The sequence below is a fragment of the Pseudomonas sp. G34 genome (assembly GCF_031119625.1).
GTDB lineage: Bacteria > Pseudomonadota > Gammaproteobacteria > Pseudomonadales > Pseudomonadaceae > Aquipseudomonas.
In genome coordinates this window covers 53,137-66,424 of record NZ_JAVHZV010000030.1, presented here as the reverse complement: position 1 = coordinate 66,424, position 13,288 = coordinate 53,137, and the positions used below count along the sequence as shown (strand labels likewise).

Here is a 13,288-nt window from a genome sequence, read left to right as displayed (position 1 = left end):
ATAAATGAAAAAGCCCGGCGCTGGGCCGGGCTCTGGTGGCATTCAGGCTGGGTTACAGCTTGATTTCCACATAGGCTTCGTCGCGGATCTGACGCAGCCAGGTTTGCAGCTCTTCTTCGTACTTGCGGTTGCGCAGCAGGTTGAGCGCCTGTTGTTCGCGCATCTGCTCGCTGCTGTCGGTGGCGCGGCGACCCATGACCTGCAGCACGTGCCAGCCGAACTGGCTCTTGAACGGCTTGGACACTTCGCCGCTGGCGGTGTTGTTCATCACCTCGCGGAACTCCGGCACCAGGGCGTTCGGGTCGATCCAGTTGAGGCTGCCGCCGTTGAGGGCCGAACCCGGGTCTTCGGAGAAGTTCTTCGCCAGTTCGGCGAAATCTTCCCCGGACTCGATGCGCTGATACAGGCGTTCGGCGAGCACCTTGGCTTCCGCGTCGGTACGGATTTCGCTCGGCTTGATCAGGATGTGGCGTACGTTGACTTCCTCACGCACCGCCGCCGCCTCACCGCCACGCTTCTCCAGCACCTTGAGGAGGATGAAACCACCTGGGGTGCGGATTGGCTCGGTGACGTCGCCCACGCCCATGGCGCTGATCATGCTGTCGAATGGCGGCGGCAGTTGCGCCGCCTTGCGCCAGCCCATGTCACCGCCGTCCAGCGCGGTTTCACTGGCCGAGTTGGCAATCGCCAGTTGGCCGAAATCGGCGCCCTGGCGCGCTTGCTGGTAAATGTCCCGGGCGCGGCGCTCGGCGGCTTGCAGGGCATCGGAGGAGGCGTCTTCCTGCACCGGGATGACGATATTGGCCAGCCGGAACTCTTCGGACAACTGCATCTTGCCCAGGTCGGAGGCGAGGAAGTTCTTCACTTCCTGCTCGGTGACCTGGATGCGCTCGGCCACGCGGCGCTGGCGCACACGGCTGATGATCATCTCGCGGGACACCTGATCGCGGGCGTCGTTGAACGACAGGCCGTCCTTCGCCAGGGCGTCGCGGAACTGCTCGATGGTCATGCCGTTGCGCTGGGCAATGGTGGCCATGGCCTGGTTGAGCTCTTCGTCGCTGATGCGAATGCCGGAGCGCTCGCCCATCTGCAGCTGGATGTTCTCCAGGATCAGACGATCCAGCACCTGCTGGGTCAGCACATTGGCCGGCGGCACTTCGGCGCCGCGCTTGGCGATGGTCTGTTGCACCTCGCGCACCCGGGCGTCGAGCTGGGTCTGCATGATCACGTCGTTATCGACGATCGCCACCACGCGGTTGAGAGGTTGTACATCGGCGTGCGCCGCGGTACCCAGAAACAGTGCGCCCAGCAGCAGCGGGCGCACGCACTCAGCGAGCTTGCTCTTCACGTTCACGGTAACCTTGAATGCCTTGGTCGAGGAATGTCTCAACGTTGTTGCCAGTCACGCCACCCAGGCCTTTGAGGACGATCTGCAGGAAGATACCGCTGTCTGGCTCGTCGTTGCGCGAGGGGTTGAGGCTGACCTCGTCGTAGTCGATCCAGTAGCGGTTGATGACGCGCAGCTTCCAGCAGCAGCTGTCGTATTCGAAGCCACCAAAGGCTTCCAGAGTGCGGTTGCGGCCGTAGTCGTACTGCCAGCGCGAGATCAGGCTCCACTGCGGGCCGATAGGCCAGATGACCGAGAAGTCATGCTGGCTGATCTTGTAGTAGTTCTTGATGAAATTAGGATTGCCTTCAACCCCGTAGTCGCTTCCAAAGCCCCAGCGACCGGTGCTCTGGTCATAGCGAATGGAATCGTTACGATAGCGATAGCCGGCATTGACCACCTTGCGCGGGTTGTCGGCCGGCTGGTAGTGGAACATGGCGCTGCCGGAGCGGGTGCGGTGTGCATCCGGGTCCCAGTTGAAGTCCGAGGTGAAGCGCCAGTCCTGGTTGTAGCGGTACATGTATTCCAGGGCATAAGGCGAGACAGATGACTGCGCGTCATCGCGTTCACGATAGTCGATACCGGGCATCTGCACCTTGCGGTCTTCGAAATAGAAGGCCTGGCCGATGCTGAAGCGCTGACGCTCGAAGCCATTCGGCTCGATCCAGCGGCTGGTCACGCCAAGCGAGATCTTGTTCTCGTCGCCGATACGATCCTTGCCACTGAAGCGGTTCTCGCGCCACAGCGAGGCGTAGTTGAAGGTGCTCTCGCCGCTGTCGAACACTGGAATATCTGTTTGATCTTCTTCCGGCACATAGAGGTAGAACAGGCGTGGCTCCAACGTCTGCCGTGCCTCTCGACCGAAGAGGTTGGTATCGCGATCAAAGTACAGGCCGCTGTCTACGCTGAACATGCCGACGCCACGGTTTTGGCTACTGCTATAGCTCTGCTCGGGGAGGAGGGAGTTCTTGCCTTGCTGATCGAGATCAAGGTCGTAGTTGGTCTGCAGGTATTTGACCTGAGGTTTGATAAAGCCCCAGCTCCAGTCCAGCGGAAGGCTGACACCAGGCTCCACGTGCATGCGTGTGCCGTTCGCACGGGCCAGGCCGCGTACTCGGGCGTCATACCACGGGCCTTCGGAAATACCGTCCTCGTTAATAAAGTTGCCGCTGCGTAGATCGCGGTCGAAGCGAACCAACTCAGTTCCGTAGGTAAAATTCAGGCCGCCTGGCTCGACGGGCAGCTTTCCGTCCAGAGTGATCTGTGGCAGGCGGTTATAGGGGGTCAGATCCGTGATGGTGGCCAGTTCATAAGCATGGGCATTGAGTCGTGCGGTATAGCTGTCACCGCGCCAGGTCAGCGTCCCGCGCTGATTGACGTAAGTGGACGTTTCGATGCCCAGATCTGTCTTCAGATCCTGGAAGTAGTAAGGGTCGCTGATATCGGTGTAGTCGACCTCGGCCAGCAGGCGGTCATTGAGCCCCTGCTTGTGCTGCCAGCTGTACATCCAGCGCTGATCCTTGTAGTCCGACTGCAGCTTGCGTTCGTCTTCCTGGTCGTCCAGGTAGGCGGCGCCGACCTGGCCTTCGCTGTTGCGGGTCAGGTAGCGATACTCGCCTTCGAGCAGCAGGCCGCGTTTGGCCATGTAGGTCGGGTACAGGGTGGCGTCGAAGTTCGGCGCCAGGTTGAAGTAGTACGGGGTCTGCAGGGTCAGGCCGTTGCTGCCCGAGCTGCCGAAGCTCGGCGGCAGGAAGCCGGACTGGCGACGGTCGTCGATCGGGAAATAGATGTACGGCGTGTAGAACACCGGGAAATCCTTGACCCGCAGCGTGACGTTGGTCGCGGTGCCGAAACCGGTGGCCGGGTTCAGGGTGATGTTGTTACCGGTCAGGTGCCAGGCGTTGCTGCCCGGTTCGCAACTGGTATAGGTACCGTCCTTGAGGCGGATGATCGCGGTTTCTTCACGCTTGGCGTAAGCCGCGCTGCCGCGTACGTGGGCGGCATGCATCACGTACTCGGCGTTATCGATGCGCGCTTCACCGTTGTCCAGTTGCAGCTCGCCACGATCACCGACCACCAGGGCGCCCTTGTCGCGCAGGCGGACGTTGCCGACCAGCTCGCCACGGTTCTCGGCCTGGTGCAGGTTGGCCTCGTCGGCCTCGACCTGCATGCCGGCCTGGCGCACCACCACGTCACCGGCGAGGGTCGCGACCTGCTCTTCCTGCTGATAGCGCGAAGCCTTGGCCGATACGAACATCGGTGCTTCGCTCATCGGCGTGGTGTCGTTCATGCCCGGGCGGGTGGGCTCGATGTAGGCGCCGGAGCAGGCCGGGCCGATCTCCGCCAGCTGTGCGCTGGTCAGCTTCTCGCGCGGTACCCAGTCCAGGTGGCTGTAGTCGGCGCTGCGCGAGGCCAGGGCACGGCCACCGGCTTCGGTCACTTGCGTCGGCGCAGCCTTGGTATCAGGCTTGGCGGCAGCAGTCGCACCCGTGCCCGCACTGACCGAGTTGGCAGTATGGGTCGGCCGGCTCGGCAGGTTGGCGTTGCTGGATTTCGGTGCACAGGCCCAACCGCCGGTTGGCGATGCCTGGCAGTCGAATTGTTCGGCAGCGGTGGCGAATGGGCTGGCGAAGGGCTGCAGGGCCAACAGGCCACCCGTTACCAGAAGCGGGAATTTCTTGCGAAAAGCGGGGTATTTTACTGCCATCTTGTTTTCCGGGCTTCCTGTGCGCTTTTGGCCCAGGGGCCGCACGCCTCTCGATGGGCTGAAAAAGATGCTGGATAATAAAGCATGACCCGCGCAACGGCTAGCGCCGTCGGAGACCCTTGCAATGCCTGATCAAGATGTACGTCTGCAACGCCTTCAGCAATGGCTCGCGCCGCAGCTGCAGGCCCTGTTCGCTACCAAAGGCTGGGGGGCGGTGCCGGATGCCGTGCTGCAGCCGGCCAGCAGCGATGCCAGTTTTCGCCGTTATTTCCGCTGGGAGGCCGCCGGGCGCAGCCTGATCCTGATGGATGCGCCGCCACCCCAAGAGAATTGCCGGCCATTCGTCGACGTGGCCAATCTGCTGGCCCGTGCCGGGCTGAACGTGCCGCAAATCCATGCTGCGGATCTCGAACAGGGCTTTCTGCTGCTCAGCGATCTGGGCCGCCAGACCTACCTGGAGGTGATCGACGGTGACAATGCCGACCAGCTGTTCGAGCCCGCCATCGATGCCCTGCTGGCCTATCAGCAATTGCCGATGGATGCGGGTTTGCCCCACTACGACGACGCCTTGCTGCGCCGCGAGCTGCAATTGTTTCCGGATTGGTATGTCGCCCGCGAACTCGGGCTCACCCTGAATGCCGATCAGCAGGCGGCCTGGCAGCGCATCTGCACGCTGCTGATCGACAGTGCCCTGGCACAACCCAAGGCGCTGGTGCACCGCGACTACATGCCGCGCAACCTGATGATCAGCGAGCCCAATCCCGGCGTGCTGGATTTCCAGGATGCCGTCTACGGCCCGGTTACCTACGACATCACCAGCCTGTTCAAGGACGCCTTCCTCAGCTGGCCGGAGGCGCGCGTGCAGGGCTGGCTCGAAAACTATTGGCACAGGGCCCGTGCCGCCGGCATTCCCGTGCAGGATGAGCTGGCGGACTTTCTACGCGCCAGCGACCTGATGGGCGTGCAGCGCCATCTCAAGGTGATCGGTATCTTCGCGCGCATCTGCCACCGCGACGGCAAGCCGCGGTACCTGGCCGATGTGCCGCGTTTCTTCGCTTATATAGACTCGGTGCTTGAGCGGCGCCCGGAACTGGCCGAGCTTGGCGAGCTGATCGCGCAGCTCAAGCACGCCGCCGGTGCCGCTCGATGAAGGCGATGATTCTTGCCGCCGGCAAGGGTGAGCGCCTGCGACCGCTGACGCTGCACACGCCCAAACCCCTGGTGCGCGCCGCCGGGGTGCCGTTGATCGACTATCACGTGCAAGCCCTGGCTCGTGCCGGATTCAGCGAACTGGTGGTCAACCATGCCTGGCTCGGTCAGCAGATCGAGGACTATCTGGGTGGCGGCGAACGCTATGGCGTGCGCATTCGCTACTCCGCCGAAGGCGAGCCACTGGAAACCGGCGGCGGTATTTTCAAGGCGCTGCCGCTGCTCGGTGACGAGCCCTTCGTGGTGGTCAACGGCGACATTTTCACCGACTACGATTTCTCGACCCTGCGCAGGCCCTTTTCTGAAAAGGCTCATCTGGTTCTGGTGGACAACCCCGCCCATCACCCGGCGGGCGACTTTCGCCTCGCTGGCGGGCTGGTAACGGATGCTGCAGCCGATGGGGCCAGCCTCACCTACAGCGGCATCGCCGTGCTCAACCCTGAGCTGTTCGCCGGCTGCCAGCCCGGCGCGTTCAAGCTTGCGCCCCTGCTGAGGCAGGCGATGGCAGGCCGGCAGGTGACGGGTGAACGCTTCAGCGGGCGCTGGGTGGATGTCGGCACCCACGAGCGCCTGGCCGAAGTGGAATCGCTGCTGCAGGGCGAGCGCTGATATGTATTGGCCGCTGACGTTGGTGGGCGCGCTGGCCGGCTTCGCCCTGGCGAGCATTCCCGGTCTGCTGCTCGGTGGTCTGCTCGGCCAGGTGCTGGATCGGCGCCTGGGCTTGCGTGGCTGGAAGGCCCTGGGTGAGCGACTGGCTGGCAAGTCTGCGGTGCGTGATGAGGCCTTGTTGTTCGTCATGCTCGGTCGCCTGGCCAAGAGCGATGGCGTGGTGCAGCAGGCGCACATCCGCCAGGCCCGCGCCGAGATGCAGCGCCAGGCCCTGGGCGAGGCGGCCAGGGCGGCTGCCATCGAGGCCTTTTCGCGGGGCAAGACCGGCCAGGACAACCTGCGCGCTCCGTTGCAGCGGCGCCGCAGTGAGGCCCAGGAACTGTTGCGCGCCTGCTGGCGGATGGCCTGGGCCGATGGCAAGGTGGGCCAGGCCGAGCGCGAGCAGATTCTGCTCTGGGGGAAATGGCTGGGCATTTCCGCCGAGGCCCAGGAAGCGCTCAGCGCCGCCTACTCGCCACGGCGCGGGCCGCCGACCGCGGCTGCCGATGCCTACCAGCAGGCCATGCGCCTGCTCGGGGTAACGGCGGACAGTGATGTACAGCAGATCAAGAAGGCCTACCGCCGCCTGCTCAGCCGCCACCACCCCGACAAGATGGCCGGCAGCGGTGCGGCGCCCGAGAGGGTGCGGGAGGCCACCGAAGCGACCCGCGAGCTGCACAATGCCTATGCGCTGATTCGCCAGCGCCGCGGTTTCCGCTAAGGAGGCTGGCGGCTACTTGGCGCCGCCGGCGTGCTTGTCCAGCCAGCCGCGCAGGCGCCGGAACAACTGTTCCTGGGCTACGTCGGGATTGCCCGGCAAGGCATCCAGGCTGACCTGTACCAGGGCGGGCTGTTTCTGCCGCTGGCTCAGTTGCTTGCGGGCCAGGGCCGCCTGCCGTGCGCTGGCGCTGTCGCGGTAATAGAAATCGCCGACCTTGGCGGTGAGCTGCGCCAGCAGGTCGTTGAACGGGGCATCGAAGCCTTCCGGCTGGCGGGTGTCCACCAAGACCAGATGGGTGATGTTGGCGGGCTTGCGCTCGGCAATGTAACGCGCCGCCCAGTAGGCACCGCTGCCGTGGCCGAGCAGCACCACGACCTTGGCCTGCTGCTGCCCGGTGAAGGCGATGCCGGCATCGATACGCGCGAACACCCGCTCGACATGGGCCGCGCGGGCCGCTTCGCCGTCAGCTGACGGTGCCTCGCCTGGTGGCGCAGGTGCGGCGGGTTCCGGGGCCTTCTCAGCTGGAGCCTCGGCCGGTTTGCCGTCGCCGCTGGCTGGCGGCGCGGCGACGCGCACCGGCAGGTTCGCACCCTGCGGGTCCGGCAAGCTCAGGCTCAGGCTGTGCCAGCCGGCGCCCGGCAACTTGCGTCGCAGCGCGCCCACGGTGGGCGGCGCGTCGGCACTCTCTTCGTCCCCGGGAATCAGGATCACCGCCCCCATGGGCGCCGGATCGTTGGCCGGTCGCCAGAGGGCGAGAAAGCTCGTGCCGGCGGCGTCGAGTTGCTGCTGTTCAGTGGCTGCCAGCTGGCGCTCCAGGGCCAGTGCGTCGAGGTCGCTGCGCTCGGGCAGTGGCGCCCGCTGCTCGGGCTGGGCATCGGCCTTTTCGCCCTCCTTGGCGGGTGGGGTCTGTTCGGCGTGCACGGCCAGGCTGCCCAGCAGGATCAGGCACAGGGCGTAGCGTGGCAGGTGGCGAAGGCGTGTCATGGCAAACCCGAAAATAGCGAACAAAGGTCAGCCTAATCAGTTGTCGTGGATTTGTCAGATCCTGATGGTGCTTAATGCGACGTCTGCGGCGCACCTTTGCCGCCGCGGCCTCTTCATCGTTCTCGGTGCCTGTGCATGATCCACCGCTGGCTGTTCCTCCTGATACTGAGCATGCCCACGGTGCTGTGGGCGGATCAGCCGCCAGCGGCGCCGGCGGCCATCTTCGCTGCCGCACAGCAACAATGGCTCGCCGCCAATCCGCTGCTGCGTGCCGGCGTGGTGCTGCAGCCACCCTACGCCCAGCTCGACCGCCGCCTGCACCGCCTGACCGGTGCCAACGTGGAGATCGTCAACAGCCTGGCCGCGCTGATGGGCGTGCAGGTGCGCTGGCGCACCTTCCAGACGCCGGAGGAGCTGGAGCAGGCGCTTCTGAGCGATCAAATCGACCTGGCTGCAGGGCTCAGCCAGACCCCGGCCGGATTGCGCCGCTGGGTGTTTTCCGATCCCTTTCTGCGTGTCTCGCACCTGCTGGTCGGTGAGCGTGACGGCAGTGGCGCGGTCGATCTGGAACAGCTCGATGAGCGTTCACCGGTCGCCCTGAAAGGCTCCGATGCGGTGCTCGACTACCTGCGCAGCAGCTACCCGAAGCTCAAGCTGGACATCACCAACTCACCGCGCCAGGCGCTGCAGCGCGTCGTCAATCAGCAGGCCAGCTACGCGGTGCTCGATGAGGCGCAGTTGGGGCGATTATCCCGGGAACCGGAGTTCCTCGGCCTGGCCATCGTCGGCGATATCGGTTTTCCGCAATTGCTGCGCGTAGCCACGCGGCGCGACCTGCCCGAGTTGTCGGCGATCATCGACGTCGCCCTGCGCAGCCTATCGGCCCGCGAACTCGATGATCTGCACAACCGCTGGTTGCCGCCGAGCTACCTGCAACAGGAAAACTCGGCGAGCTTCTGGCGGGCCATCAGCCTGCTACTCGGTTTGCTGCTGATATTCGCGCTGCTGCTGGCGCTGTGGCTGCGGCGCCAGCGCGACACCCTGGAGTTTCGCCTGCTGGCCGCGCGTCACGAAGTCGAGCTGCGCGAGATCGCCCGTGATGCCTTGCGGCTGTCGCAGTTCTCCATCGACAACAGCACGGTCGGCATCCTCTGGGTCAATTGGGACAGCCACGTGCGCTACGCCAACCATGCCGCCGAAGCCATGCTCGGCTGCCCGGGTGGCGGCCTGGTGGATCGGCCGCTGGGCGATTTCGCGCCGGACATGAGCATGGATCGCTGGCTCAACCTGTGGCGCCTGGCGCGCAAGGGCGACGAAGGGCCGCCGAGCTTCGAGACCGAGTGTCTGCGCGCCGACGGCAGCCGCCTGCCGGTCGACGTTTCGCTGAGCTTTCTGCAGTACCGCGATACCGAGTACCTGGTGGTATTCATCACCGACGTGACCGAGCGCCGCCGGGCCCTGGCCGCCCTGCAGGAAAGCGAGGCGCGGCTGCAGGGTATCGCCGCCAACGTGCCCGGCGTGGTGTTTCGCCTGGAGCGGGCGCGGCCGGGCGATCCGGCGCTGTTCGCGTTTATCGGCGAGGGCAGCGAAAGCCTGGTCGGTTATCGGGCCGCCACCTTGCTGGCGCCGGATCACGGCCTGCGCAGCCTGGTGCACCCGGACGACAAGGCCGATTACCACCGCGTGCAGGACCAGGCCTTCGACAGCGACAGCGACTGGCACTGGCAGGGCCGCATGCTCACCCACACCGGCGAGTCGCGCTGGGTGGATATCAAGGCCATGGCCCGGCGCCTGGCCGATGGCCGGGTGATCTGGGACGGCGTGGTCTGGGACATCAGCGACAACAAGCGCAACGAGCTGGCGCTGGCCGAATCCCAGGCGCGCCTGCGCGACCTGTCCGCGCACCTGGAAAGCGTGCGCGAAGAGGAAAAGGCCCGCATCGCCCGCGAGGTGCACGACGAGCTGGGCCAGGTGCTCACCGTGCTCAAGCTGGAAACCTCGATGTGCGAGCTGGGCTTCGCCGACCTCGACCCCGGTCTGCGCGAGCGCCTGGACAACATGAAGAAGCTGATCGCCAACCTGTTCCAGCTGGTGCGCGACGTGGCCACCGCCTTGCGCCCGCCAATTCTCGATGCCGGCATTGCCTCGGCCATCGAATGGCAGGCGCGGCGCTTCGAGGTGCGCACGCAGATTCCCTGCCTGGTCGAGGTGCCCGAACACCTGCCGCCGCTGAGCGACGCCAAGGCCACCGGGCTGTTCCGCATCCTCCAGGAGGCGCTGACCAACGTCATGCGCCACGCCCAGGCGCATACCGTGACGGTGCGTCTGGAACTGCTGGGCGACAGCCTGCACCTGTCGATCAGCGACGATGGCCGCGGCTTCGATCCCGCCGGCGTGCGCGCCGACTCCTTCGGGCTGGTGGGCATGCGCGAGCGGGTGTTGATGCTCGGCGGACAATTGCGCCTCGACAGCCGGCCCGGCGAGGGTACTCTGTTGCGCGTGCGGGTGCCGCTGAGCGAGTGTGCGCCCGATGAATAGGAGGTTGAGCCCGTGATTCGAGTACTGGTGGCCGAAGACCACACCATCGTCCGCGAGGGCATCAAGCAGCTGATCGGCATGGCCCGCGACCTGCTGGTGGTCGGCGAAGCGAGCAATGGCGAGCAGCTGCTGGAGACCCTGCGCAGCACGCCGTGCGAGGTGGTGCTGCTGGATATCTCCATGCCCGGCGTCAACGGCCTGGAGGCGATTCCACGGATCCGCGCGCTGAGCCAGCCGCCGGCGATTCTGGTGCTGTCGATGCATGACGAGGCGCAGATGGCCGCCCGCGCCCTGAAGATCGGCGCCGCCGGCTACGCCACCAAGGACAGCGACCCGGCCCTGCTGCTCACCGCGATCCGCAAGGTCGCCGCTGGCGGGCGTTACATCGACCCCGATCTGGCCGACCGCATGGTCTTCGAGGTCGGCCTGACCGATTCACGCCCGCCCCATGCGCTGCTGTCCGAGCGAGAGTTCTCGGTGTTCGAGCGCCTGGTGCAGGGCGAGGGCGTCAACGAGATCGCCGCCCATCTGGCGCTGAGCAGCAAGACCATCAGCACCCACAAGGCGCGGCTGATGCAGAAGCTCAACCTGCACTCGGTGGCCGACCTGGTGCGTTACGCGGTCGAGCACAAGCTGGTCTGAGCGGCCTATTTATCTATCCGCGACATGCCCATCACCAGGCGGGCCGCCTCGCTTCTAGCACTGCCCATCAGTGCGTATCCAAACGCGACATCGGTGTAGGGATCGCCCTACAGCCGGCTTTCCGCCTGCCTTATAGCAAAGTGTCAGCACGCCCGATTTTCAGCTTCCAGCGCCGGTTCTAGGCTTGAGCCACGGTAGAACAACAGGCAGGTGCGGTGATGGGCGACACTTCTTCGAGCGACATCCTGGTCAGCTTTCGTGGCGTGCAAAAGAGCTACGACGGCGAGAACCTGATCGTCAAAGACCTCAACCTGGACATTCGCAAAGGCGAGTTCCTGACCCTGCTCGGGCCCTCCGGCTCCGGCAAGACCACCAGCCTGATGATGCTGGCCGGCTTCGAAACGCCCACCGCTGGCGAGATCACCCTGGCCGGCAAGCGCCTCAATAACGTGCCGCCGCACAAGCGCGACATCGGCATGGTGTTCCAGAACTATGCGCTGTTCCCGCACATGACGGTGGCCGAGAACCTGGCGTTCCCGCTCAGCGTACGTGGCATGAACAAGGCCGACGTTGGCGAGAAGGTCAAGCGCTCGCTGTCGATGGTGCAGCTGGACGCCTTCGCTGGCCGTTACCCGGCGCAGCTCTCCGGTGGCCAGCAGCAGCGTGTGGCGCTGGCCCGCGCGCTGGTGTTCGAGCCGCAACTGGTACTGATGGACGAACCGCTCGGTGCGCTGGATAAACAGCTGCGCGAGCACATGCAGATGGAGATCAAGCACATCCACCAGCGCCTCGGCGTGACCGTGGTGTACGTGACCCACGACCAGAGCGAAGCGCTGACCATGTCCGATCGCGTCGCCGTGTTCCACCAGGGCGAGATCCAGCAGATCGCTCCGCCGCGCGAGCTCTACGAAGCGCCGCGCAACACCTTCGTGGCGCAGTTCATCGGTGAGAACAACCGCTTCGCCGGCGAGCTGGTCGAGCACACGGGCGACACCTGCACCGTGCAGCTGGCGCGTGGCGAGAAGATCCAGGCTCTGGCCGTCAACGTCGGCCAGCCGGGTGATGCCGTCAGCCTGTCGATCCGCCCGGAGCGCATTCGCCTGAACAATGCGGCCGAGGGCTGCGACAACCGCTTCTCGGGTCGTGTTTCCGAGTTCATCTACCTGGGCGACCACGTGCGCGTGCGCCTGGAGGTCTGCGGCAAGACCGACTTCTTCGTCAAACAGCCGATTGCCGAGCTCGATCCCGGGCTCGCGGTCGGTGACGTGATCCCGCTCGGCTGGCAGGTCGAGCACGTTCGCGCCCTCGATCCGCAGTCGGCGGAATGATCGGCGTTTTGCGCATTACCACAGCACTTGGAGCCAACATAAAAATGTCGAAGCTATTCTCCCTTTCCGCGCTGACACTGGGCCTGGTTTGCGCTGCACAGGTTCACGCTGCAGACCTCACCGTCATCAACTTCGGTGGCGCCAACAAGGACGCCCAGGTCAAGGCCTACTACCAGCCGTGGGAAGCGGCCGGTAACGGCAAGATCATCGCTGGCGAATACAACGGTGAAATGGCCAAGGTCAAGGCCATGGTCGACACCAACAGCGTGTCGTGGGATCTGGTCGAGGTGGAATCCCCCGAGCTGGCCCGGGGTTGCGACGAGGACCTGTTCGAAGAAATCGATTACGCGGTAGTCGGCGACAAGAACGCCCTGGTGCCGGGTGCCGCCTCGATGTGCGGCGTTGGCTTCTTCGTCTGGTCGACCGTGATGGCCTACAACGCCGACAAGCTCAGCACCGCGCCGACGGGTTGGGCAGATTTCTGGGACGTGAAGAAATTCCCGGGCAAGCGCGGGCTGCGCAAGGGCGCCAAGTACACCCTCGAATTCGCCCTGATGGCCGACGGCGTCAAGCCTGCGGACGTCTACAAGGTGCTGGCGAGCAAGGACGGCCAGGAGCGCGCGTTCAAGAAACTCGACGAACTCAAGCCGTACATCCAGTGGTGGGAAGCCGGCGCCCAGCCGCCGCAGTACCTCGCTTCCGGTGACGTGGTGATGAGCTCGGCCTACAACGGCCGCATCGCCGCCACCCAGAAGGAAGGCAGCAGCCTGAAAGTGGTATGGGACGGCGGCATCTACGACTTCGACGCCTGGGCCATCCCCAAGGGCGCGAAGAACAAGGACGAGGCCATGAAATTCATCGCCTTCACCCTGCAGGCCGAGAACCAGAAAACCTATTCGGAAAACATCGCCTACGGTCCGGTGAACCCGAAAGCCGTCGATCTGCTCGATGCCAAGGTCGCTGCCGACCTGCCGACCGCGCCGCAGAACATCGCCAACCAGGTTGCCATGGACGTGGCCTTCTGGGCCGACTTCGGCGAAGTGCTGGAGCAGCGTTTCAACTCCTGGGCTGCCAAGTAACGGCACGCAGCGGGGCAGGGCATGAGCGCCTTGCCCCTTCGCTTC

The 13,288-nt window shown here is 65.0% G+C and carries 10 protein-coding genes; 7 read left to right on the top strand and 3 right to left on the bottom strand.

From position 1 onward, the window contains the following. Positions 1-52 precede the first annotated feature (52 nt). Positions 53-1,354 carry a peptidylprolyl isomerase gene (locus QYS36_RS21840; protein ID WP_308841472.1) on the bottom strand — a complete coding sequence of 434 codons (1,302 nt, stop codon included), beginning with the start codon at positions 1,352-1,354 and terminating at the stop codon, positions 53-55. Further along, positions 1,329-4,094, bottom strand: a complete 2,766-nt coding sequence (locus QYS36_RS21835) for an LPS-assembly protein LptD (RefSeq protein ID WP_308841471.1) — start codon at positions 4,092-4,094, stop codon at positions 1,329-1,331. The genes QYS36_RS21840 and QYS36_RS21835 overlap by 26 nt, the downstream gene beginning before the upstream one ends. Before the next feature lie 124 nt (positions 4,095-4,218). Between QYS36_RS21835 and QYS36_RS21830 the strand changes: the two genes are divergently transcribed. Genes QYS36_RS21830 through QYS36_RS21820 form a run of 3 tightly spaced genes read left to right on the top strand, consistent with a single transcriptional unit; the run spans position 4,219 to position 6,672 of the window. Then, positions 4,219-5,244, top strand: coding sequence for a phosphotransferase (locus tag QYS36_RS21830; protein WP_308841470.1), 1,026 nt, complete (start codon positions 4,219-4,221; stop codon positions 5,242-5,244). Beyond that, complete coding sequence (murU, locus tag QYS36_RS21825) at positions 5,241-5,912, top strand: N-acetylmuramate alpha-1-phosphate uridylyltransferase MurU (protein ID WP_308841469.1); 672 nt, start codon at positions 5,241-5,243, stop codon at positions 5,910-5,912. The genes QYS36_RS21830 and murU overlap by 4 nt, the downstream gene beginning before the upstream one ends. Before the next feature lies 1 nt (position 5,913). Beyond that, entirely contained in the window at positions 5,914-6,672 is a 759-nt protein-coding gene (locus tag QYS36_RS21820) for a DnaJ domain-containing protein (protein WP_308841468.1), read from the top strand. Between the two features lie 12 nt (positions 6,673-6,684). On the opposite strand, the gene QYS36_RS21815 is transcribed toward QYS36_RS21820, so the two are convergent. Beyond that, complete coding sequence (locus tag QYS36_RS21815) at positions 6,685-7,656, bottom strand: alpha/beta hydrolase family protein (RefSeq protein ID WP_308841467.1); 972 nt, start codon at positions 7,654-7,656, stop codon at positions 6,685-6,687. 135 nt (positions 7,657-7,791) lie between these two features. Here QYS36_RS21815 and QYS36_RS21810 point away from each other — a divergent pair, with 135 nt between their 5' ends. The 4 genes from QYS36_RS21810 to QYS36_RS21795 all read left to right on the top strand — a co-directional run bounded on the left by QYS36_RS21810 (position 7,792) and on the right by QYS36_RS21795 (position 13,243). Further along, positions 7,792-10,194: a PAS domain S-box protein gene (locus QYS36_RS21810; RefSeq protein WP_374990486.1), complete on the top strand. Its 2,403-nt coding sequence runs from the start codon at positions 7,792-7,794 to the stop codon at positions 10,192-10,194. Positions 10,195-10,206: 12 nt separating this feature from the next. Then, positions 10,207-10,836, top strand: coding sequence for a response regulator transcription factor (locus tag QYS36_RS21805; RefSeq protein ID WP_308841466.1), 630 nt, complete (start codon positions 10,207-10,209; stop codon positions 10,834-10,836). A gap of 218 nt (positions 10,837-11,054) precedes the next feature. Next, positions 11,055-12,164 carry an ABC transporter ATP-binding protein gene (locus QYS36_RS21800; RefSeq protein WP_308841465.1) on the top strand — a complete coding sequence of 370 codons (1,110 nt, stop codon included), beginning with the start codon at positions 11,055-11,057 and terminating at the stop codon, positions 12,162-12,164. A 44-nt stretch (positions 12,165-12,208) separates the two neighbouring features. Beyond that, positions 12,209-13,243 (top strand): ABC transporter substrate-binding protein, encoded by a 1,035-nt coding sequence (locus QYS36_RS21795; RefSeq protein ID WP_308841464.1) that lies wholly within the window; start codon positions 12,209-12,211, stop codon positions 13,241-13,243. Positions 13,244-13,288: the final 45 nt, after the last annotated feature.

Coding starts and splice junctions, on each gene's coding strand:
- QYS36_RS21835 (WP_308841471.1), bottom strand. CDS start 4,094: ATGGCAGTAAAATACCCCGCTTTTCGCAAGAAATTCCCGCTTCTGGTA.
- QYS36_RS21830 (WP_308841470.1), top strand. CDS start 4,219: ATGCCTGATCAAGATGTACGTCTGCAACGCCTTCAGCAATGGCTCGCG.
- murU (WP_308841469.1), top strand. CDS start 5,241: ATGAAGGCGATGATTCTTGCCGCCGGCAAGGGTGAGCGCCTGCGACCG.
- QYS36_RS21820 (WP_308841468.1), top strand. CDS start 5,914: ATGTATTGGCCGCTGACGTTGGTGGGCGCGCTGGCCGGCTTCGCCCTG.
- QYS36_RS21815 (WP_308841467.1), bottom strand. CDS start 7,656: ATGACACGCCTTCGCCACCTGCCACGCTACGCCCTGTGCCTGATCCTG.
- QYS36_RS21810 (WP_374990486.1), top strand. CDS start 7,792: ATGATCCACCGCTGGCTGTTCCTCCTGATACTGAGCATGCCCACGGTG.
- QYS36_RS21800 (WP_308841465.1), top strand. CDS start 11,055: ATGGGCGACACTTCTTCGAGCGACATCCTGGTCAGCTTTCGTGGCGTG.
- QYS36_RS21795 (WP_308841464.1), top strand. CDS start 12,209: ATGTCGAAGCTATTCTCCCTTTCCGCGCTGACACTGGGCCTGGTTTGC.